Origin of the sequence: Geminisphaera colitermitum TAV2, from assembly GCF_000171235.2 — a bacterium.
GTDB classification, from domain to species: domain Bacteria; phylum Verrucomicrobiota; class Verrucomicrobiia; order Opitutales; family Opitutaceae; genus Geminisphaera; species Geminisphaera colitermitum.
Window position 1 is genome coordinate 1 of record NZ_ABEA03000166.1, and the last position, 20,235, is coordinate 20,235.

The 20,235-nt window shown below is 60.7% G+C and carries 14 protein-coding genes and 1 pseudogene; 6 read left to right on the forward strand and 9 right to left on the reverse strand.

Translation table 11 applies throughout. The features are described 5' to 3' along the window. Positions 1-137: 137 nt before the first annotated feature. Positions 138-776 carry a corrinoid protein gene (locus OBACDRAFT_RS18650; protein ID WP_043588248.1) on the reverse strand — a complete coding sequence of 213 codons (639 nt, stop codon included), beginning with the start codon at positions 774-776 and terminating at the stop codon, positions 138-140. A gap of 497 nt (positions 777-1,273) precedes the next feature. Between OBACDRAFT_RS18650 and OBACDRAFT_RS18655 the strand changes: the two genes are divergently transcribed. Both OBACDRAFT_RS18655 and OBACDRAFT_RS18660 read left to right on the forward strand, forming a co-directional pair. Further along, positions 1,274-3,235, forward strand: a complete 1,962-nt coding sequence (locus OBACDRAFT_RS18655; protein WP_198529940.1) for a site-specific DNA-methyltransferase — start codon at positions 1,274-1,276, stop codon at positions 3,233-3,235. Next, complete coding sequence (locus tag OBACDRAFT_RS18660) at positions 3,232-6,645, forward strand: DEAD/DEAH box helicase (protein ID WP_043588252.1); 3,414 nt, start codon at positions 3,232-3,234, stop codon at positions 6,643-6,645. Before OBACDRAFT_RS18655 ends, OBACDRAFT_RS18660 begins: the two co-directional genes overlap by 4 nt. A 27-nt stretch (positions 6,646-6,672) precedes the next feature. Here the strand turns inward: OBACDRAFT_RS18660 and OBACDRAFT_RS18665 are convergent, their stop codons facing one another. Together OBACDRAFT_RS18665 and OBACDRAFT_RS28510 are read right to left on the reverse strand one after the other, a co-directional pair. Next, positions 6,673-6,888, reverse strand: coding sequence for a hypothetical protein (locus OBACDRAFT_RS18665; RefSeq protein ID WP_043588254.1), 216 nt, complete (start codon positions 6,886-6,888; stop codon positions 6,673-6,675). A 21-nt stretch (positions 6,889-6,909) separates the two neighbouring features. Then, complete coding sequence (locus OBACDRAFT_RS28510) at positions 6,910-7,686, reverse strand: helix-turn-helix transcriptional regulator (RefSeq protein WP_198529941.1); 777 nt, start codon at positions 7,684-7,686, stop codon at positions 6,910-6,912. Between the two features lie 254 nt (positions 7,687-7,940). Between OBACDRAFT_RS28510 and OBACDRAFT_RS18680 the strand changes: the two genes are divergently transcribed. After that, the gene (locus tag OBACDRAFT_RS18680; RefSeq protein ID WP_052362242.1) at positions 7,941-9,122 is read left to right on the forward strand and encodes a uroporphyrinogen decarboxylase/cobalamine-independent methonine synthase family protein; all 1,182 of its coding nucleotides are present in this window, start codon (positions 7,941-7,943) and stop codon (positions 9,120-9,122) included. A gap of 253 nt (positions 9,123-9,375) precedes the next feature. On the opposite strand, the gene OBACDRAFT_RS18685 is transcribed toward OBACDRAFT_RS18680, so the two are convergent. After that, complete coding sequence (locus tag OBACDRAFT_RS18685; protein WP_043588259.1) at positions 9,376-10,545, reverse strand: uroporphyrinogen decarboxylase family protein; 1,170 nt, start codon at positions 10,543-10,545, stop codon at positions 9,376-9,378. A 63-nt stretch (positions 10,546-10,608) separates the two neighbouring features. On the opposite strand from OBACDRAFT_RS18685, the gene OBACDRAFT_RS26945 reads away from it, so the two are divergent. After that, a complete protein-coding gene (locus OBACDRAFT_RS26945; RefSeq protein WP_081722195.1) occupies positions 10,609-11,427 on the forward strand; it encodes a helix-turn-helix domain-containing protein in 819 nt (272 codons plus the stop codon). A 544-nt stretch (positions 11,428-11,971) separates the two neighbouring features. On the opposite strand, the pseudogene OBACDRAFT_RS31070 reads toward OBACDRAFT_RS26945, so the two are convergent. From OBACDRAFT_RS31070 to OBACDRAFT_RS18700, 3 genes and pseudogenes are all read right to left on the reverse strand, one after another. After that, a pseudogene (locus OBACDRAFT_RS31070) lies at positions 11,972-13,507 on the reverse strand (heparinase II/III domain-containing protein); the annotation flags it as partial. Continuing rightward, positions 13,504-14,667, reverse strand: coding sequence for a LacI family DNA-binding transcriptional regulator (locus OBACDRAFT_RS18695; RefSeq protein ID WP_052362243.1), 1,164 nt, complete (start codon positions 14,665-14,667; stop codon positions 13,504-13,506). The gene OBACDRAFT_RS18695 and the pseudogene OBACDRAFT_RS31070, both read right to left, overlap by 4 nt. A 127-nt stretch (positions 14,668-14,794) precedes the next feature. Then, the gene (locus OBACDRAFT_RS18700) at positions 14,795-15,622 is read right to left on the reverse strand and encodes a PEP-CTERM sorting domain-containing protein (RefSeq protein ID WP_043588262.1); all 828 of its coding nucleotides are present in this window, start codon (positions 15,620-15,622) and stop codon (positions 14,795-14,797) included. Between the two features lie 223 nt (positions 15,623-15,845). Between OBACDRAFT_RS18700 and OBACDRAFT_RS25765 the strand changes: the two genes are divergently transcribed. After that, complete coding sequence (locus tag OBACDRAFT_RS25765; protein ID WP_232767396.1) at positions 15,846-16,553, forward strand: type II secretion system protein; 708 nt, start codon at positions 15,846-15,848, stop codon at positions 16,551-16,553. Positions 16,554-16,585: 32 nt separating this feature from the next. On the opposite strand, the gene OBACDRAFT_RS25770 is transcribed toward OBACDRAFT_RS25765, so the two are convergent. Next, positions 16,586-17,464 (reverse strand): helix-turn-helix domain-containing protein, encoded by an 879-nt coding sequence (locus tag OBACDRAFT_RS25770; protein ID WP_052362245.1) that lies wholly within the window; start codon positions 17,462-17,464, stop codon positions 16,586-16,588. Between the two features lie 78 nt (positions 17,465-17,542). Between OBACDRAFT_RS25770 and OBACDRAFT_RS18715 the strand changes: the two genes are divergently transcribed. Further along, positions 17,543-18,808 carry a uroporphyrinogen decarboxylase family protein gene (locus tag OBACDRAFT_RS18715; protein WP_052362246.1) on the forward strand — a complete coding sequence of 422 codons (1,266 nt, stop codon included), beginning with the start codon at positions 17,543-17,545 and terminating at the stop codon, positions 18,806-18,808. Positions 18,809-18,909: 101 nt separating this feature from the next. Here the strand turns inward: OBACDRAFT_RS18715 and OBACDRAFT_RS18720 are convergent, their stop codons facing one another. After that, entirely contained in the window at positions 18,910-19,830 is a 921-nt protein-coding gene (locus OBACDRAFT_RS18720) for an ASKHA domain-containing protein (protein WP_157837183.1), read from the reverse strand. Between the last annotated feature and the right edge of the window lie 405 nt (positions 19,831-20,235).

Genomic DNA, 20,235 nt, shown 5'->3' on the forward strand with positions numbered 1-20,235 from the left:
GGGGGGGGAGGGAGGGATTAACCACAGAGGCACAAAGACACAGAGGGAAATCACGGAGAAAACCATGTATCCGCAGGACGGATCTATGGATTTGTTCTCTGTGCCTCTGCGTCTTTGTGATTAACTTTTGTCTGCCTTCAGGCGGCTTCGAGGAGGCTGCGGGCGAGATCGACGGCGCTGGCGGCGTCGGGGCTGAAACCGTCGGCGCCGATTTCGTTGGCGAAGTCCTGCGTCACGGGTGCGCCGCCAATGATGATTTTGGTGCCGGTGAGGCCGGCTTCACGGAGGGCAGCGACGGCGGTTTTCATCGCGGGCATGGTCGTGGTGAGCAGAGCGGAGAGACCGACGAGTTGCGCGCCGTGAACGCGGACGGCCTCGACGAATTTCTCCGGCGGCACGTTGGTGCCCATATCGACGACGCCGAAGTTGGCGCCCTTGAGCATCATGATGACGAGGTTTTTGCCGATGTCGTGAAGATCGCCCTGCACGGTGCCGACGATGGCGGTGTATTTGGGTTTGATGCCGGCCTTGGCGAGCAGGGGTTCGAGGAGCGTCATGGCTTCTTTCATGGCGCGGGCGGCGATGAGCATTTCGGGCACGAAGACCTCGTTCTTCTTAAACGCTTCGCCGACGGCGGTCATGCCGGGGACGAGGCCTTTTTCGACGATGTCGAGCGGTTGCAGTCCGGCGGCGAGGAGTTCTTGTGTGAGGCGGGTGGCGTCGGCGCGCTTGCCGCGGCGCACGGATTCGCTGAGTGCGTTGAGCGTGTTTTGCATGGTGGTTTGGTCAGGGTGAATTTGTATCTTGGAAAAAGACGCACTCATCCTACCTGAACCGAGTTGCCAGTCTCTTGTGTTTTCCGGGGATTTTTTGGTGAAAACACCACATGCCTCCCCCTTCCCCCCCCTCTGACTTTTGCGAAACAGAATCCTGGCTTGCGGTGGGGATTGGCTATGCCTAGCCGTTGCGACTTCTTTTCCGACATATCAGGCCACACAATTTTTCTTCCACCAACTGATCCACTAACCACCACAACCAACATCTCTTTCGCGTAGCTTCGGCTGCTGTCCGTCACGAAACCGCTAATTTCGAACCAGAGAGACATCGCTGATATGCGCCCCGAATTGGGGCGTGTTGAAGCGTCCTCTCTGTGGGCTCTTAGCGGTGCCTGTGACGGGGCGTGTGTAGGCACGTCCCTCTCTTTTTTTCAGGCACCAACAATAACCCGCAGAGGACTCCCACTGACACGGCAAAGACGCGCGAGCCTTTGCCCATGTCTGCTTCACAAAATTCAGAAGCCAGTGCCACCATGCGCTGGAGTCCCGCCAATCCGCATCCGCTTTCCCGATGCAAGACTGAACTCGTTTGGGAGGGGAAATATGACGAGTTTGGCAATCGCCGGGCTGTGGATGTCGCCGGGCACAATATCCCTTTGCAAATGATTGAGCGCATTGACGCGCCGCGTGACCATGCCGCTGCTGGCGGGCAATTGGCGTTGGATTTGTTTGAGAAAAAATCCTCGCGGCTCGACGACTTCCGCAACCGGCTGATTTGGGGGGATAACAAGCTCGTGCTGGCGTCGTTGCTCGCGGAGTTCAAGGGAAAGGTGGATTTGATTTACATTGATCCGCCTTTTGATGTCGGCGCGGATTTCACGATGTCGCTGCCCGTCGGCGACGGGAAGGAAACGCTCGAAAAGGAGCAGTCCACCATCGAGGCAGTCGCCTATCGCGACATGTGGGGCAAGGGGACGGATTCGTATTTGCACATGATGTATGAACGGCTGTCGCTGATGAAGGAGTTATTGAGCGAGCGCGGGAGTATTTATGTGCATTGCGACCACAGAGTTGATTCTCTCGTGAGACGGGTTATGGACGAAATTTTTTCTCCAGAACGTTTTCGAAATCAAATGATTTGGTGGTATCGAAATTCAGGAATGAAAGCCGCGAGTGATAAATTCCATCACAAACACGACGTGCTATATTTTTATGCAAAAAATTCAGTCTTTACATTCAATGGATATAGAGAGCCGCTGAAGGACGGCGATAGCGGGAAGCGAAGGGCATATAAATTTGATAGTAAATTGAAGAAGCCATTGCCTGTTTATGATAAAGAAGGGAAACCTGTTTATTATCAAGTTGGTGATATTCTTGCTGGTAGTGTTTGGGATGTCCCGATTCTTCAAGGTGGCGATGAAAACATTGGCTATCCCACCCAAAAGCCCGAAGCCCTATTGGAGCGTATTATCAAAGCCTCGTCCAACGAGGGCGACCTTGTTGCCGATTTCTTTTGCGGCAGCGGAACAACTGGTGCCGTTGCGGAACGGTTGGGGCGGCGGTGGATTCTGGCGGATTTGGGGCGGTTTGCGATTCATACAACGCGGAAGCGCTTGATACAGTTGCAGTCGGAATTGCATTCCGGGGAAAAACCATACCGGGCGTTTGATGTGTATAATTTGGGCCGCTACGAGCGTCAGTGGTGGCAGAAAAAACAGTTGCTGGGCGCGGACGAGGAGCACCGGCGGGTGGTGTTGCAATTTCACGGGGCCTCGGCGCTGGAGCAGCCGCCGTCGCCGTTGTTGCACGGGAGCAAGGGCGGCGCCGTCTGCCATGTGGACGGCATTGACTCGATTTTCACGCGGGACGAGTTGCGCGAGGTGGCGAAAGCCACCGTCGGCACCGGAGCAAAGGAGCTGCATTGTCTGGCGTGGGAGTTTGAGATGGATTTGCGCGGCGAGGCCAACGCGTTGCAAGCGGCGTTGGGGTTGAAGATACGGCTACTCACGATTCCCCGCGAGATTTTGGAAAGGAACCGGAAGCATGTGACGTTTCATGATGTGGCGTCGCTGAAGGCGGAGGTGGTGAAGGGTGGAGGTGGCGTCCCGCCGCTTGATTCACAGAAAAAGCGGCAGGATGCGGCTTCCACTTTCGACGTGGAACTCACCGAGTTTTTTCCGTCGCTGGCGGAGGTGCCGGAGAAGGAGTTGGACCTGATGAACGCACGGGCCGCAGAGAGCGGTTTCGATTTCATAGATTTTTGGGCGGTGGACTTTGATTACAAGCATCCACTGTTCGTCCACCACTGGCAGGATTTCCGAACGCGAAAGGAGCGGGCGCTAAAAATCGTTAGCGACGCAGGACACACCTACGACACTGCCGGCAAGCATGTGATTTGCGTGAAGGTGGTGGATGTCTTCGGTTGCGAAACCAGCGTGATTTTGGAGGCCAAACAATGAGCAACGAAAACACGGGGGATTTTGACCGCCTATCACCGCTGTTCGCGCCTCATGAGGAGCCGACCAAGCACCGCGCCAAGGGCGGCGTTGTGCAGCGTAGGCGTCCATCGCCGCTGCCGGTGGTGCAAAACCTGCGGATGGCGGTGCGCGAGTGGCGCGAGGCGTTTTATCCCGGCGCGAGCGAGACGACGCGGCACCTGCTGCACCATTGGTTTTCGCGGGCGCACCGCGTCGCGCTCAGCGGTGGCGGCGAGGCGGAGTTCCGCTACTATTTCTGCCAGCGCGAGGCGATTGAAACGCTGATTTACCTGCGGGAGGTGCGGGGCGTGGAAACAACCTCGCAACTGTGGATGGAGTTCGGCAGCCGGCGGGAACTGGCGCTGGCGGACGGCATTTCGCCGGAGGAGGACGCATGGGCGCGGCACTTGTGCAAACTCGCCACCGGCGCGGGCAAGACAAAGGTAATGTCGCTGGTCGTGGTGTGGAGTTACTTTCATGTGCTGCGGGAGGCGGATTCGCCGCTCGCGCGGCACTTTGTCATCATCGCGCCGAACATCATCGTCTTCGAGCGGTTGCGCGAGGATTTCAGACCGGATGGCGGCGGGCCGGACATTTTTGACAAAGATCCGCTCATCCCGCCGGAGTGGCGCGGCGACTGGAACATGTCCGTGATTTTGCAGGACGAGGCGGGAGGCGCGGCGACGGGCGGCACGCTGTATTTAACGAATATTCACCGGTTGTATGAACGCAGCCGGGGACGCGGCGAGGATGGCGACGACTCCGCACCGTGGGCGGGACCTTCGGTGAATCGCAACAAGGCGCTCGACACCGCCGCCGCGCTGCGCGAGCGCGTCCTGCATCACAAACGCGTGTTCATTCTCAACGACGAGGCGCACCATGTCTGGGACACGGATTCGGCGTGGTTCGAGGCCATCAAGTTTTTCCATGAAACACTGTCCGCTCGCGGTGGAAAACTGGTGGGGCAAATTGATTTCACGGCGACGCCCCGTGACAATCGCGGGCAGCCGCTCAAACACATCATTTGCGACGCGCCGCTGGGCGAGGCGGTTGACGCCGGCATCGTGAAGACGCCGGTGCTGGGCACGGCAAGCGACGGCATGGAAGCAGCGCCATCGGCTGACGCGGGCGAACGCTACGACCGCCATTTACGGCTCGGCTACGAACGCTGGGAAAAGAGTTTCGCGGAGTGGCAAAGGAGCGGCAAAAAACCGCTATTATTCGTCATGTGCGAGGACACCGAAGACGCCGACCAAATCACGCGGCGGCTGCAAACAGACCCCGTGTTTTCCGAATTGAACGGCAAGACGCTCAACCTGCACACGAACTTGAAGGGCAAAATCAAGAAGGGTGTTTTTGTGCCGAATGAAAAAGAGATTTCGGACGACGATTTGCGGGCGTTGCGAAAGTTGAGCCGCGAACTCGACTCGCCGGACAATCCGTATCGCTGCATGGTGTCGGTGCTGATGCTGCGCGAAGGTTGGGACGTGCGCAACGTGACAACCATCGTTCCGCTGCGGGCGTTGTCCGCGAAAAACAAAGTGCTCGGCGAGCAGGTGCTGGGGCGCGGGCTGCGGCGCATGACGCCGCCGGTGGGCGGAGCGGCGGAAGTCGTGACAGTGGTGGAACACGAGTTTTTTGCGCGGTTTTATCAGGAGGAACTGTCGTCCGAGGGCGTGGATATTGATGTGACGGATGTGAATCGCGTTCCGAAGACAACGGTTTCGATTTACCCCGACGAGGCGCGGAAAGATGTCGCCGCGCTCGATATTCACATCCCGCAAATCACTGTCGGCGCCACCAATACGGCAACGCTCGGAGACATTGATTTCGATGAGGTGAAAAAGGCGTTCAAACAACTCGGACTGCCGCCATTGTCACTCGGAAAAGAAAAGGACGAACATATCAATTACGAGGGTCGGCACCTCGTCACCGGTGAGATTCTGGAAAAAATGAAAATCCACCTGCCACTCTTGCACACGGGTATCGGCGCGGTGTCGTATTTTGTGAAGGAGTTGGAGATGATTGCGCACTTGCGCGGCGCGCACGCGAAACTTGCACCGCTGCTGGTGAGATTCTGGACGGAGGTGTTGTTTGGAAAACAGACGCCGTTAAACGCCCCCGCGCTCTTGGCGCGACTCGGCGACGGCGCGGTGCGCGAATACACGCGGGCGGTTTTCGTGCCGTTGCTGCGCCGCAAAACGACACTCGTGCAGCAGCGCGTCGCGCGGATGTCACCGGTGTCGTCGGCGGCGTGGAAGCTGTTTCAGGCGACGGACAGCGAGACTCATCCGGTGAAGACGGCGAAACGGACGTTGTTCAACCTTGTGCCATGCAACCGGCAGTTGGAGGCGGCGTTTACGGACTTTTTGGAGGAGGCGGGCGATGTTGTCGCGTTTGTTAAAAACGCGGGGCCGCAGTGTTTGCGCATTGATTATTTGGACGCCAATTCGCGGCTGGCGTTTTATGTGCCGGACTTTTTCGCGCGATTGAAGGACGGGCGTTGCTTGTTAATAGAAACGAAAGGCCGCGAAGACCGCGACGTGCCGCGAAAGGCGCGCGCGGCGGTGGAATGGTGCAAGTCGGCGAGTGCGCCCCCGGCGTCATGGGACTACCTTTATGTCAGCGAAGGATTGTTTGGGCGAACGACGGCGACGACACTCGCCGCGCTCGCAAGCGAGGCCGCGCCGGAGTTGACGGCGTTGGTGAACGCGGAAACGACCGAGGTGGAAATGCCGCTGTTCGCGTATGGCGAGAAGCAGGTGGAAAAAGCGGCGGGCGCGGAGGGAGCGGTGGACACGGCGTTGCTGGACGCGCTACCGCCACGCTCGCGCAAGGCGGCGGAGGAGGCGGTGGCGCTGTTCCGGTTTTACGAGAACAAGCCGGACGCGAAATTCGCGCCGCTGTTCCAGCCCCTGCTCGCGCCGCTGGACGCCGCCGCGAAAAACTTTATCTTCAATAAACTCTCGCCGGAAATTCCCACCGACCGCGCCGACCAAGAGGACTGGTTTTCGCCGACCATGCGCCACGCAACTCCCAAGGAGATGCCGCATTACGATCGCATGGGGAAACAGTTGAAACGGCTGATGCTCTGGAACAATCCGGCGACACCGATAGGGTTGTTGCGGGATTGTTTCGAGTTCGCGCTCGATGACAAAACACCGCTCGAGGGAGTGTTTGCGGTGGCGCGTGAGCGGTTTCGTTTCACGGGGGCGCGGGATGTCGCGCATCGCGTGGGGCGGGTCGCCGCGTTGCGCAACCGCTGCATCGCACACGGCGGCGCCGATGACGCGGAAACGAAAAAATTATTCGCGGAACTCGGCCAGCGAAATTTCGCCCTCGCACATCTGACCGGCTGGCTGGAATTGCTCGCCGCACTTTGCGAAAAATAACGCCATTGTCGCACCTCTTCCCCTCCCTCAACTCGCCAGGGCGGTCACTACGCGGAACTGCGCGAGTGAGGCGGGCGGGCCGTCCTGTATCCAACGGAGGCTGAAGCGTGCGAGGGCGATGTGTGTGTTGTGATGATACGCGTGTTCGCCCCAGAGTCCGCTTTCATAGAGGCAGAAAATGGTGTCGTCGGGCGAGGCGACGAGACTGCTTGGTTTGCTGGCACGGCTGCAGGGTGGCGTCACCGGGCAAGGGCAGAGCGTCAGTCAGATCTCCGACGGCGGGTGGCCGTAAATCTTTTTGAATACGCGGGAAAAGTGGAACGGGTTGGCGAAGCCCAGTCGGTGGGCGGTTTCCTTGACGCTGAGCTGGTCGTCGCGCATCAGCGCATAGGCGCGCCCGGCCAGTGCGCGGAGGACGTAAGCTCCGGGAGACATGCCCAGTTCGTGTTTGAAAATGGCGTTGATCCGCTGCGGCGTCATCCGGAACCGCTGCGCGAGATCGAGTCGGGATGGGTGCTTGTGCAGGTGCGCCTCCAGGTAATCGAGCATGGCGGTCAGCCGGGCGTCGGCGGGCGGGCGGGGCGGCTCCTGCAAATACAGCCAGATGAGGCGCACCACGCCTGCGAGCAGTTTGCCCGAACCGAGTCCGTTGGTCCGGCGCAAGTCGTCCGCCCGGCGAAACAATTCGCCCATTGCGTGCTCCGTTTCCCAATGCGTAAGGCGCGGCGGGCATTGATCCAGCGGAACGCGCGGTGTCATCATGCAATGGATACAACTGAAAAAGGCGTGCTCTGCGGACGACAGCAACCGATAGGTGTGCAGCTCGCCCGGATGAATGACGAGGATATCGCCGGCATGTTGTTCGACACGTTCGCCCGTCTCATGATTGATAAACTCGAACTCCCCGCGGACCGCGAGGATGAGTTCAAATTCCTTCAATCGTCGCCGCGGCCAGCAGTGCGCATTTAACTCGGCCAGGCTCTTGTAGTTGACGTGGGTGACTCGCAGCGACGAGGTGCTCGGGGAAACTGCCGGTTTCATCTTGCGAGCGGGTATGCACATCCGGCGTTCCTTGGCCATCCGTAACTCAGCGGACAGTGCCATTAGCGGAGGGCGGGTCTCTTGACCCGCCGACGGCGCGAAAGCGCCGCCCATCCGGAAGGCGCGCCTGCGGCGCGTCTGGCGGATCAGGAGACCCGCCCTCCGGTATCTGACTCCGTCCACATTACGAACAGATAGGCAAAAGTGACTCCCAGCCATTCCACATCTGAAAAATTCACTATACGCTGGGACATGTGAGCACCCTGACCAACACACCCGAATCCAAAACGAAACTCATCAAGCCCATCCTGCCTCCCTGGCCGGGCACGATGACCGCGCGAGAACGCTTCCGGCGGCAAATGCATTTTCAGAGCGTGGACCGCTCTTTCAACATGGAGTTCGGGTATTGGAAGGAAAACTACACCGAATGGGATATTTTTCGCGACAACGGCATCACCACCGAGGCGGAGGCCAACCTGTTTTTTAACTTCGATCCGATCCACTACATCGGGGGAAAAATCTGGACCAGCCCGGCGTTCACCAAGCAGGTCGTCGAGCGGCGTGGCGACACCAACGTCATCATCAACGAAGACGGTTTGCTGGCCGAGGTGCCTGCCGAAGGGCAGGGGAGCAGCATCCCGCATTACCTGAAATCCAGCATCGAGACGCCGGAAGATTGGAAAAAATGCAAGGAGCTGCGCTTCCGCCGCGACGATCCGGAGCGCAAGATCGACATCGCCGCGCTGAAGGCGAAACACCCGGACGACCGCGAATATCCACTCGGAGTCTGGTGCGGCTCGATGATCGGAAAAATCCGCGACCTGCTCACGTTCGAGGGGCTGGCCTACGCCATCTACGATTACCCGGAGATGGTCGAGGACATGGTCGAGACGGCCTGTGTGCTCGTGGAGGATGCGCTGGACCAGTTGCTCCCGCATTTCGAATTCGATTTTGCCAGCGGTTGGGAGGACATCTGTTTCAAGACGGGACCGCTGGTGCCGGTTGACTTTTTCCGCGACGTGGTCGCGCCGCGTTACAAGCGCATCAACCAAAAGCTCAAGGCGCACGGTATTGATGTTTGGTATACAGACTGCGATGGCGACGTGCGGTTGATCCTGCCGCTCTTTCTTGAGTCGGGCATCAACTGTCTGTTCCCGTTCGAGGTGATGGGTTGCGCGCATCCCGGCGAGTTGCTGGACCAGTATCGCGGGCAACTGCGCATCATGGGCGGCGTGGACAAAATCCAACTCGGCTCCGGACGGCCTGCGATCAAACGCTACTTGGAAACGCTCGCGCCTTACGTTGAGCGCGGTGGTTACATCCCGTTCTGCGACCACCGTTGCCCGCCCAACGTCCCGCCTGCCGACTACCTTTATTACCTGCAACTCAAACAGGAGATGTTTGGAGTCCAAGGCAGCGTTCGCGGGTTGCGGTAGAGCAATTCCATTTAAGCTGTAGCCATTTGATACCTGGTAGGGAGGCCTCTCCGAGGCCTCCGCCGTGCGTAGTGTGAGCATGCGAAATTCATAGGTAGATGGAACGTGGTTTCGGAGGCCTCGGACGGAGCGCAGCAGCGCGGAGATGGCATTGCCGAAGGCGATGGCCCGAAGGGCTGCCCTCGGCAGAGGGCACAAAGGCCTCCCTACCGTTAAGACGACGGCTACAACGCAACGTTAAATGCTCTAGCGTTCAAAACGCCGCGCGTGCCCAGTTGGGGGGAGGGGAGGCGTCGAGGCCGAGAATCTCACGGGCGGTTTTTACGTAGTAACGATAATTGGCGAGCGGCGTGCCGTTGGGGATGCGGTGGTCCAAACCAAACACCATGCCGCCAGCTCGCATCAGAGGTTGCAGCTTGTAGTCGAGTTCACGGCGAATGGCTTCTGGCGTTTGGCGCAATACATGTTTGTCGATGCCGCCCATGTGCATGAGGCGGCGTCCGTATTTTTTGCGCGTCGCCACGATGTCCATGCCGGCGGCGGGCTCCATGGGATACATGCAGTTGATGCCGCCTTCCATGAGAGCATCGATGATGGGGTTCATGTCGCCGTCGGAATCCTGCTGGAAAATGCGAGCACCGCCCGCCGCGGCGACATCCCAGCAGCGTCGATAGTAGGGGACCATGAACTGGCGCACATGCGCGGGGCCAAACAGGGGACCGCTTTTGCCCGCCATGTCGTCGTGCACGGAAAGGACGTCAATGGGCACTTCGCGCGTGATGGTTTCGAGGAGACGCACCATCGTCGTGCCAATCGTGTCGAGCATGTCGTGAAGCATTTCCTCGTCCTCGTAACAGGCCATGCAAACGCCTTCCTCGCCGAGGAGCTGGCGGGGTTCGTCGAAGCCGCCGGGGATGTGCACAACAAGGATCGCGCCTTCATCGTGGGCTTTGCGGGCAGCCTCGGCCCAGCCGGGACTGAAGCGTTGTTCGTTCCACAAATACCAGGGTTTTACACGCAGCCACGAATCCATGCCGGTCACGGGGTGATCCATCGGGAGTGGGATGGTGGCGGTGTCCTTGCAAAGCATCATGCGGCGTCCGTAGCGGTCGCGCCGGATCTGATGCACGGGCGTGTCCTCGATGATTTCGGGCGTGATTCCGCTGCATGGTCCTTGAAATACGGATACGTGATGCAAACGAAAATAATCGAAGCCAAATGCAGTCAGCGCGATTTCGTCCTCGGTGGCCCCTTGGGCGCGCCATTCTTGCTCCAGGCCGACGAGCGGCCCGAAGAGTTCAACGAAAAGGGGACGCCCGTTGCACGGGCCGATCATGTAGTCGAGATACTGGTCGCGTAGGATTTCCATGGAGAGGGAATGGTGGGTGTGTGAGGGGGGGACGGGAAATTGCGGTGCCGTCATGATGGCAAAGGACGGTGCGTTTGTGGATGGATTTATCGCCCCAATCTTTGCATTATCAACCGCATGGACCTGTTCTCCGCGCCTGTTCAAAATATCGTCCCGCTTCCGTTTTCCTCGATTTGCCTGAACAGCAAACCCCGCCGTTACCGATGTCCGGCGAACTGGAGTTGGAATACGCGTCTTGACGATTACGACCTATGGATGCCTCTGGGCGGGAAGGGCGTGCTCACGATCAATGGCGAAGCGCTGCCGGTGACGGCACCGATGGCGGTTCTGCTGCGTCCAGGGGAAACAGTCTCTGGCGTTCATGATCCGGCCATGCCGTTCGAGGTGGTGGCATTGCATTTTACACCTCGTTGCCGGAATCGGGCGGAGGCATTTGAGTGGGCGGGGCGAATGCGTGCGGTGCCGTTGTATCCGGCGGCGATGTGGAGTGAGTTTGCCGATCTGATCGTGTCGCAATTGATGGCGGATGACGATCTGGCCCGTCAACAGGCGTCGCCGTTGGTGATGTCGTTGTTGTCGGGTTTGTGGCGGCTGGCCCAGACGCCTGCGGCGCAGGCAGGCGATGAGCGTCTTGAGGTTCTGATTCGCAACATCCAGCGGGAGCCGGAGCGGACGTGGTCGCTGGAGTGCATGATGCGCGAGGCTCAAATGGGAGCGACCCGGCTGAACCGGCGTTTCAGGGAACGCACGGGGTTGTCGCCCGCGCGCTGGGTGATCCGGTGCCGGGTGGAGCGGGCGGCGTTGTTGTTGCGGGAGACGCCGATGAAGATCGCCGCCATTGCCGAGGCGTGCGGCTACGCGGATGTCTATTTTTTCGCACGCCAGTTTCACCAGATAACAGGCCGCCCGCCGGGGGCGTGGCGACGGAGAGAATAATGGCGGTGTCGCCACGCCAGAGGAGGGTGTCAGTGCGCGTTGGCCAGGTGATGATCACGCGTTCGTCTTCGACAGCGAAAACGGGCGTGGGGGCACCGGCGGGCAGCGGGGCGAGCAGGGCGGCGAAGCGCGGGTTGACGGCGCGGGTTTCCGCACGGAGTCGTTTGTAGTCGTTGGGCGGGCGTCCGCCGTGGTTGTCGGGACGGTAGGGCGCGCTGGTCAATGTGAGCGGTGCGGCCGCACGCAGGGCAACTATCATGCGCAGTTGCGTCTCTGGCGAGGAGGCGGTGGAGGGGGGGGAGGGGGGCGTGAGCACGAAGGTGCCGGGTGTGTTATCGGGCTGCTCGATGTTCATGTTGGCCCAGGTGATCATTTGCCAGGTGTATCCATTTTTTTGATCTTTTGGGGAGGGCGAGGCGGCTTGTATGTCGTCGAGCACCACGGCGTAGGCGGGGATGCTGTCGGCGGGGCGGATGAAGAAGGTGTGGCGCAGTGCTTTTTTTACGGGGATGCCGGGTTCGCCCGTGGTGTTGGCATCGTAGGCAGCCTTGGCGTCCACGAGCGCGTAGCCGTGCGTGTCAGTGTTTTGGTAGTTGAGGATTTTGCCATTGGTGCCGCGTCCGCCGCCGGAGAGTCCCTGGCCTTTGCCGTCGATGAGCACGCAACTGTGCGCGACGGTTTGGCAGCGGCCTTCGGGTTCGCGGTTGTTGCCGTAACCAACGTCGGCGGCCCAGCGGTAGCCGAGTCCGTAGAGCGTGAAATGACCCTTGTCGGCTTGGTTGTGCGTCACGGGATGGTAGGGGCCGGCTTCGATGGAAAACATCACGTCGCCGTGCTCCCAGCCAGTGCGCCAGACGCACAGGCCGCGTTCCGCGTAGTGCTGGCCGAAGGGCGCAGGCAGCACCTCCGACGGCGCGTCTGGCGCGACGACCGAGGCGGTTTCAAAGGGGGTGAGCACGAGGCTGAACATCGGATGGGCGTTCGCCTTGACGGTGTTCCAGAGCCAGACGGCGAGGGGGTCGGGCGCGGTCGCGCCGTGAAAGCCTGTGGCGATGGGTAGCAGCCAGGGGACACTCATGCCGCGGCGGCCTCCGAGTTCGACATTGTAGAGCGAGTCGTTGCGGGCGTCGTAGGCATTTTCGCCGGGCAGGCGTTCCATGGCGAGGAAATGGGGAACGTCGCGGAGGTGCGGGTGTTCGATGATGGCTTTGCGCGAGCGAGTGGTGCGCCAGAGGGCGTCGGCAAAGAGGACGGTGTTGGTGAGGCCGTAGCTCATGTAGCCGACGCCTTCAACGCCCGCGCCGCCGTCGCCAAGGCCTTTGTCCAGCCATGTGAGGAGTGTGGTCTCGGCGGCGTTTATCCAACGTGGCGACTCGTCGGGGAAGTCATCACGCAGGGCGATGGCGAGCAGGCCAAGCGCACCGCCGCAGACGCCGGTGAAATTGTGCGGGCCGATCCACCAGTTTTTCTTCGGGTCGGCGGCTTCGGCGAAATGCCCGTTGATGTAGCGGTGCGCGGTGCGGGTGATGGTGCTGCGTTGGGTGGGAGTGAGGACGGCGGCGAATTGGTCGAGTCCAATGGCGAGGGCACGCATCATGTCGCCACGCGCACCGGCGAATTGATTGCGCATGAGCACGGCGGTGACGGGTTCCGAGGCGGCGGCTTCGAGCAGGCCGGTGCCGTTGCGGGCAAAGGTTTCGTCACCGGTGAGCGTCCAGGCGAGGCCGAGGGTTTGCATCCAGACGGTGAGGTTGCGGCCGGGGAGGTGGCTGGCGTCGTTGGCACCTTTGGCGGTGACGAGGGCGGCGAATTTTTCGGCGTTGGCATGGCGGGGGGAGGCAGGGTCGCAGTAGTCGCGCGCGTCGGCGAGCACGGTTGCCCACATCTGGCTATATTCAGGTTTTCTGACGCGTTCTTTTAACGCGGGTATGTCGGCTTCGGTGAAGAAGAGAGTGGGATTGAGGATTGTCCGGCTGGTATCCGCAGCGTGGATCGCTGAGAGAAATAGAGTGCAGAGCAGGGCGTTGCCTAGCAGCGCGGTGGCATTAAGGGCGCGTGGGAGGGGGAGATGTCGGGTCATAAAGATGAGAGAGTGGATTTGGAGGAGGGACGGGAGATTTCGGGCGGGGTGAAGGAGGTGGTGGCGGTGTCGGCATCGACCCAGACGCCTTCGGTGAGGACGGTTTTGGGAGAACGGGGCAGGCCGCTGGCGTTGTTGATCAGGTCTTGCACGATGAGGTCGATGCCCATTTCGCCAACAACATCGGGGCGCTGGTCCACGCCGGAGACGTGGGGCTGGTCACCGGAGCGGTCGAGGAGCACGACATCGACGTCGCGAAAGGGTTCGATGCCGGCCAGGCGCAGGGCGCTCACCGGGGGTTCACGCAGGGCGATGATGACGTCGGGACGGTGGCGGGCAAACCAGCGTGTCAGCGCGGCGGGCGTTGTTTTGTCCAGATAACAGAAGGGGATGCGCCGGCGGGAGTCGCTTATCCAGGCCTGCTGGCTGGCGAGGTAGCCGCCGGTCCAGGCGTTTTCGACGCGCATGTCGTCCGCCTGTGTAATGAGGAGTCCGATACGTGCGCGTCCTTTTTCGAGCATTTTGTGAAATGCCAGGCGGAGGGTGTGGTGTTGGTGGTTGACGCTGCGGTTGAGGACGGGATTGCGGAGGGTGTAGCCGAGCGTGGCCGCGCAGAAGCAGGACCAGTTGAAGGTGAGCGAGAATTCGGGCGAGAGGCCGGGGGCGATCAATACGCCGCGAATGCCGCGCGCCATCAGGACACGCCCCAGTGAGCGGGCGTCCGTCGCGGATGGATAATGGAAATACTCAACGTGGTAGCCGAGTTCCTCGGCGCGGCGGCAGGCTCCGGAGTAGTAACGCCCGGCGGCGGGCAGGCGGTTCATCATTTCGGGAGTGGCGTCGGTGACGTAGGCGATGATGCTGGTGCGCAGGCTGGCGTTTTTGGCGCGCAGGTCGGCCATGAGCGCCGAGATCATGGGGTTGGGGCTGTAGCCCAGGTTTGTAGCTATTTGTGTGATACGCAGTCGCGTGGGATCGGGGATGCTGGGATGCGAGCGCAGGGCCAGTGACACGGTCGCACGCGTGACGCCCGCCTTGTCGGCAATGTGTTGCATGGTGACGCGTTTGGGTTCGGTGGCGAGCATGGTGCGGCGGGGCGTGGTGCTTGCGTGCGGTGTGGCTGGCGCGGTAACGGGGGGAGTTTTTGCGGGTTTTGCCATGGCAAAATCCGAGCCTGCCCGAGTTGTTTAACGAGTAAAGTCCATGCACCATCCGCCTGTTGTTCAGGCGGAGGACGCGAGGAATGGACGGTGAGAACCGAGGGAGGAGGAGACGAGACGGATCGGACTAGTTGCGTGAGCGGAGGCGGCGTCCGATGAAGCAGAATACCAGTGCGCCAAGGCCCGCGATCATCACCCAAGTGGAGGGTTCAGGGACAGAGGACGCGGGGGTATACGTGACGGTCAGGACTGGGCGCAGGCTGGCTTCCGCGTTTTCTCGGGTGGCAAATGTGAGGAGGTTCGTCCCTGCCAGTGTCTCGTCATCGAATTTCAGGAGCCAAAGCGAGGGAGCCGTGGCCGGATTCATAATGGCAGTCGTGACGATGTTGGTAAGGGATTCGCCGGTGATCGTTACTTTTGTGCCTGCAGCAGCATCATTGGCGACAGTGGCGGAGCCGTGTAGCACACGAGCCCCGCTTACATAGTTGCCTCCTACTGTTGCCCATGTCGTCGTGCCGACACGATATTTCCAGTTGGCTCCGGTCTCGTTGAAATTTTGGGTGGTATGCAGGTTGATTTGCACGCTGTCGCCTGCGGTGCCAAACGTGCTGCTGATGACGGTGAATGTTAGTTCCACATTCGTGATGGTCGCGCCGTTCAAGGAGGGATTGAGTCCCAAAACTTTCGAGAGGTCCATGGTCATCAGTCCGCGATAAATATCCGCGCCACCGGATGCGGTGCCGATTTTCATTTCGGTATTCGATCCATAGTAGGCGTTATCAGCCATGTTGTTCCAGATGTAGGTTTCGGTGAGGCCACGGACTGTGTTGTTAAAATCGCTGACCGTAATCGTGTCGGCATGCAGCGAGGCAAGCATGGTGGCGGTGAAAAGGCCTGCGACGAAAAGGCCCGGAATGGAGCGCGGGAGGAGAGCGCGAGACGTTGTGTAGTTCATAACAGGATACGTTTTTTGTTTTGGATTTTGCTTACATTTTCCCCGTTTGGGAAACGACGCCGGGGGTTTTGGAGCGTCCACATCCGGGCCGCAAAAAGTATTCCACTTGACCCGTTAAGTGAAGAGCAGGCCCTCTGATTCTGCGCGCACTCACGCTCACTTAACGAGTCAAGCGGAGACAGTATTGAGGTGCGTCCGATGAGAGCCGAAACTCGATTCCGTCATGACAATTGCCTCAATATCTTTCCCGACAGAATATCCTGTGAGAACGCGTGGTTTCACGCTTGTTGAACTGCTCACGGTCATTGCCATCATCGGCGTTCTGGCCGGGATTCTGATCCCTGTTGCGGGCCGGGTGCGCGCCCATGCACGCAAGACCACATGCATCTCCAACCTGCGTCAGATCGGTGTCGGCACCCAGATGTTTATTCAGGACAATAGAAACCAGTTGCCAGATGGGGGAGCCCAAGGGAAACCGGAAACGCGCTGGCCGCATCAATTGTCTCCCTATGTCACCAGTGGACGGGCGTCTGGAGATGGATACAAAAATTCATTCTATTACTGCATGCTGACCGATCCGAAGGAGATTCTTGGCGGAACCGGAATCGGTTGCTTTGGCATGAATCGAGTGCTCATCGACAATCATGGACGCACGGACGTCTCCAGCCCTCATGCCGGAATGCCCTACAGTTCAATCCGCACACCTTCACGGTTTCTCTACATTGCGGAAAAAAATCACGCGGGAACGGCGGCCAACGCTGGACCGGTGTTGAAACATGCCGGTTCACAACCCAACGTAACAGGAGGCATTGATCCTCCCGTGGATGGCGGTATCGCGGATAATCATGGTGGGGGCGCACTCTATTTGATGGGGGATGGCCACGTCATCGTCCGAACAGACTGGATTGGCGGCGACGCCTACGTGCCCTGAATGTTCCCTGGCCGCGAGGTAACCATAAGTGACTATGTCTGTTTGCGCCAGTCGCCCGGTGACAGGCCGGTGTGGCGCTTGAAAACCGTGGCAAAATACTGTGACGACGAAAAACTCAGACGATACGCAATGTCAGTGACGGAAGACCGCGCATCGGCAAGCAGCGCCTTGGCGGCGGCAATCTTGCGACGCTGGATGTAGTCGGCGGGCGGAATGCCAAGCTCCTGCTTGCAACGCGCCTTGAAACGCGGAACCGACAAACCCATGCCCGCCGCCAGTTCGCCGATCAACAGCGGCTCCTCAATACGCCGTTCAATCGTGCGCAACAACTCGCGCATCGGCCCGGACAATCCGGGCTCCCACCCGGCGCGCGCACAACGGATCACCTCCAGCAAAAACGCCGTCAACCGCGTCGCAATCGTGAGCGGTGTGAGCGGACGACGCCGGGCGATGGTGGTTTGGAGGATGATGTCGTCCAGCAATGTTTGCAGCACAGACGCGCCCTTGAAATGACGGCGCCGTCGGAGCGCGAACAATGCGCCTGCCAGCACGGGATCGCCCGGCACGGTGAGGATCAACCAGTAAAGCACGCCCTTCTCCTCGGGCGTCCTGCCCGTGTCGTGCGGCTCGCCGGGGAACGTCACAAAAACATCGCCGCCGCGCAGCACATACTCGCGTCCGCCCACACGATAAAGCTGCGTCCCCTTCGCCAGATAACAAATTTCCAGCGCCCCCGGATGCGCGTGTTGCGCGAGTCCGGCGTGCGCTCGGGTGTAGGCATAGCGTCCGAGTTCAGCCGTCGCCGCGCCGCCGCCAGCGAGACCGAACGCAGACAGATTGAACGCGGCGAGATTGAGGTAAACGCGCTCGCGCGTCCGGGTGATGACGGGGTCGATTTCAAGGCTGCTCATGTTCGATTGCGTATCGCGATATGAAGTCGAAAGCCGGAAATCGCCAAGTGCGATATCATCCCCCCGAAAACTAACACCATGACCAACATTCCCGATTGCAACACCGCAGCGGCTGGCGACCGCCTCGCCGGTTTTGACTTCAGCAGTCACAACGACGAAATCCGCCCTCTTTGGGCCGCGCTCGACGCGGGATGCGTTCCCTCGCGCATTCCGGTTATCCTCGGCACCAATACGCGCTACTTCATGTTCGACCCCGCGGCCAACCCCGCCGGCATCGACTTCCGTCTGTATTCGGAAAACCCCGACATCATGTTTGACACGCAACTGCGATTTCAGCGCTGGAGCAAATTTAACCTTCTCCAAGACCGCGAACTCGGCCTGCCTGCCGAATGGCTCCTCACCCCCGACTTCCAAAACTACTACGAGGCCGCATGGTTCGGCTGCCAGATCCACTACTTCCCCGGCCAGGTGCCCGACACGCTGCCCGACTTTGCCGACGCTCCCGAGCGCGTCATGGAACACGGATTGCCTGATCTCTTTGGCGGACTCATGGCCCGCGCCCTCGAATACTCGGAACACTTCCAGACTCGCGCCGCCCGCGAAACCTTTCTCGGCCGCCCCATAAAAACCGCCGAGCCCTTCCTCACCACCGACGGCCCCATGACCGTTGCCTGCAACCTCTTCGGCCCCTCCTTCGTGTGCGAGACCATGCTCGACGATCCGGAACGCCTGCGCCGCCTCCTCGACTTCATCACCGAGGCCACCATCCAGCGGTGCGTCGCTTGGCGAAAACGCGCCGGCATCCTCGTGCCCTGCGACAAAGGATTTGGCTTTGCCGACGACAGCATTGCCATGATTTCCACCGCCGCCTACAGGGAACACATCCTGCCCCACCACCGCCGCCTTTGCGACGCTCTCGCCACCCCCGCCCCGCGCGGCATCCACCTTTGCGGCGACTCCACCCGGCATTTCCCGATCCTGCAAAAAGAACTGAATATCCAAAGCTTCGATACAGGTTTCCCCGTGAATTTCGGCGCGCTCCGCCGCGAACTCGGACCGCAGGTTCTCATCCAGGGCGGCCCGCACGTGCAACTCCTCCATCAATCCACGCCTGAACAGGTGCGCGAGGCCGTGCGCGACATCCTGCAAAGCGGCATCCTTGACGGCGGGCGTTTTGTTTTGCGCGAGGGCAATAACCTCGCCCCCGGAACTCCATTGGACAACACCGAGGCCATGTATCACGCCGGTTTAGAGTGGGGGAGGGGGGGGGGACAAGCTGCTGATTTTTCCGGAGCGGGCGGGACGCCCGCGTCACGGGATTTTGGATTCTCGATTTCCGATTGAAGGAGCTGCCGCTCCCGCCGGCTAATCGGCGCGGCAGCGCCCAATCGAAAATCGAGAATCCAAAATCGAAAATTCGCCTGGGCGGGACGCCCGCGTCACTTTTAAGGCAGGGCGAGGTGGTCGAGGTAGCGGTCTTCGAAGCGCGGGTGCTGGTTAAGCTCCACAATCTGGATACGTGCGCGCAACTCCTCCATCGCGGGAAGCGCGTCGCGGTCGAGCGCGGCTAGGAGCGCGCCGCCGAGCGAGGTGTTGCCCACGACGCGGACTTGCGCGGGCTCGAAGCCGGGAAGCAGGCCAATGGCAATGGCGTTGGCCACGTCGAGATGCAGGCCGAAGCCGCCTGCCAGATACACGCGGCCAATGTCGGACGGTCGGATGCCGGCAACGTCGAGCAGCGTTTCGATGCCGGCACCGAGCGCAGCCTTGGCCTGGAGCAGGAGCGCGATGTCGCCTTCGCCAATGCGCGCATCACCGGCGGCGGCAAGGCGCAGGGTGCGGCCTTGTTCGTCGGGCGCGCGATGGGCGGACGGGAGATGTTGCCAGACATCGGCGTCGAAGCGCCCGGATGGCAGCAGGAGTCCGCAACGGTGCGCGGTTGCAAGGATGTCCACATACGCGGAGCCGCAGATGCCGGGCGCGGAGGCGGGCGGGCGGTCGCCGATGGTTTCGAGTTCGATGCGCAGAGGGTTGGAATGCGCGTTTGTAGCGTTGCCGTGGATACGAATGTGGCTGATTGCCCCGGCCTGCGCGCGTGTGCCGGAAAGCAGGCCGGAGCCTTCAAAGGCAGGTCCGGCGGCGGTGGCGCAGCCGATGAGGCGTCCGTCGGATTGCAGGACAATTTCGCCGTTGGTGCCGATGTCCACGAGGAGCGCGGGCGCGGCGTCGAAGGCCATGCCGGTGGCGTGAATGCCCGCAGTGATGTCGGCTCCGACAAAGGCGGCGAGTCCGGGCAGGAGGTGCACGGGGGTGTCGCCGCGAAGCGCGCCGACGAGGGGGGGGGGGGGGGGGGCTTTGAGCCCCAACGCGGAAAAGGGGAATTCCCGCCCGGGGAGGAAACCCGGGGGGAAGGGGAAAAAGCCAAGGGGGGGGGGGGCTTCCCCCAAAAGGGGGGGGAAAAAGGGGGGGTTGCCCCCAAAGGGGCCCCCAAAAAACGAGGAGGGGGGGGGCCCCCAGGGGGGGCAAGGGCGGGGAAAAAAGGGGGGCAGGGTTTCTTCAAAAAGGGGGGAACCCAGGGGGGCAAGGGTTGCCGGGGAAAAGGCGGCTTGGAAACCCGGGAGGACCTTTTCCCCAAAGGGGAATTGCCCATTGAAACCGCCGGGGGGGGCCAAAAATTCGCCAGGGGGGGGAACGGCAAGGAGGAAAACCCCCGGGGGCGGGCCCATGTCAAAGGAAAAAACCGGGGCGGGGGGGGGGGGGGGGGGGGGGGT

Excerpts from the sequence above, each read along its gene's own strand:
- OBACDRAFT_RS18650 (WP_043588248.1), bottom strand. The coding sequence starts at position 776 with ATGCAAAACACGCTCAACGCACTCAGCGAATCCGTGCGCCGCGGCAAG.
- OBACDRAFT_RS18655 (WP_198529940.1), top strand. The coding sequence starts at position 1,274 with ATGTCTGCTTCACAAAATTCAGAAGCCAGTGCCACCATGCGCTGGAGT.
- OBACDRAFT_RS18660 (WP_043588252.1), top strand. The coding sequence starts at position 3,232 with ATGAGCAACGAAAACACGGGGGATTTTGACCGCCTATCACCGCTGTTC.
- OBACDRAFT_RS28510 (WP_198529941.1), bottom strand. The coding sequence starts at position 7,686 with ATGAAACCGGCAGTTTCCCCGAGCACCTCGTCGCTGCGAGTCACCCAC.
- OBACDRAFT_RS18685 (WP_043588259.1), bottom strand. The coding sequence starts at position 10,545 with ATGACGGCACCGCAATTTCCCGTCCCCCCCTCACACACCCACCATTCC.
- OBACDRAFT_RS26945 (WP_081722195.1), top strand. The coding sequence starts at position 10,609 with ATGGACCTGTTCTCCGCGCCTGTTCAAAATATCGTCCCGCTTCCGTTT.
- OBACDRAFT_RS18695 (WP_052362243.1), bottom strand. The coding sequence starts at position 14,667 with ATGGCAAAACCCGCAAAAACTCCCCCCGTTACCGCGCCAGCCACACCG.
- OBACDRAFT_RS18700 (WP_043588262.1), bottom strand. The coding sequence starts at position 15,622 with ATGAACTACACAACGTCTCGCGCTCTCCTCCCGCGCTCCATTCCGGGC.
- OBACDRAFT_RS25765 (WP_232767396.1), top strand. The coding sequence starts at position 15,846 with ATGACAATTGCCTCAATATCTTTCCCGACAGAATATCCTGTGAGAACG.
- OBACDRAFT_RS25770 (WP_052362245.1), bottom strand. The coding sequence starts at position 17,464 with ATGAGCAGCCTTGAAATCGACCCCGTCATCACCCGGACGCGCGAGCGC.
- OBACDRAFT_RS18715 (WP_052362246.1), top strand. The coding sequence starts at position 17,543 with ATGACCAACATTCCCGATTGCAACACCGCAGCGGCTGGCGACCGCCTC.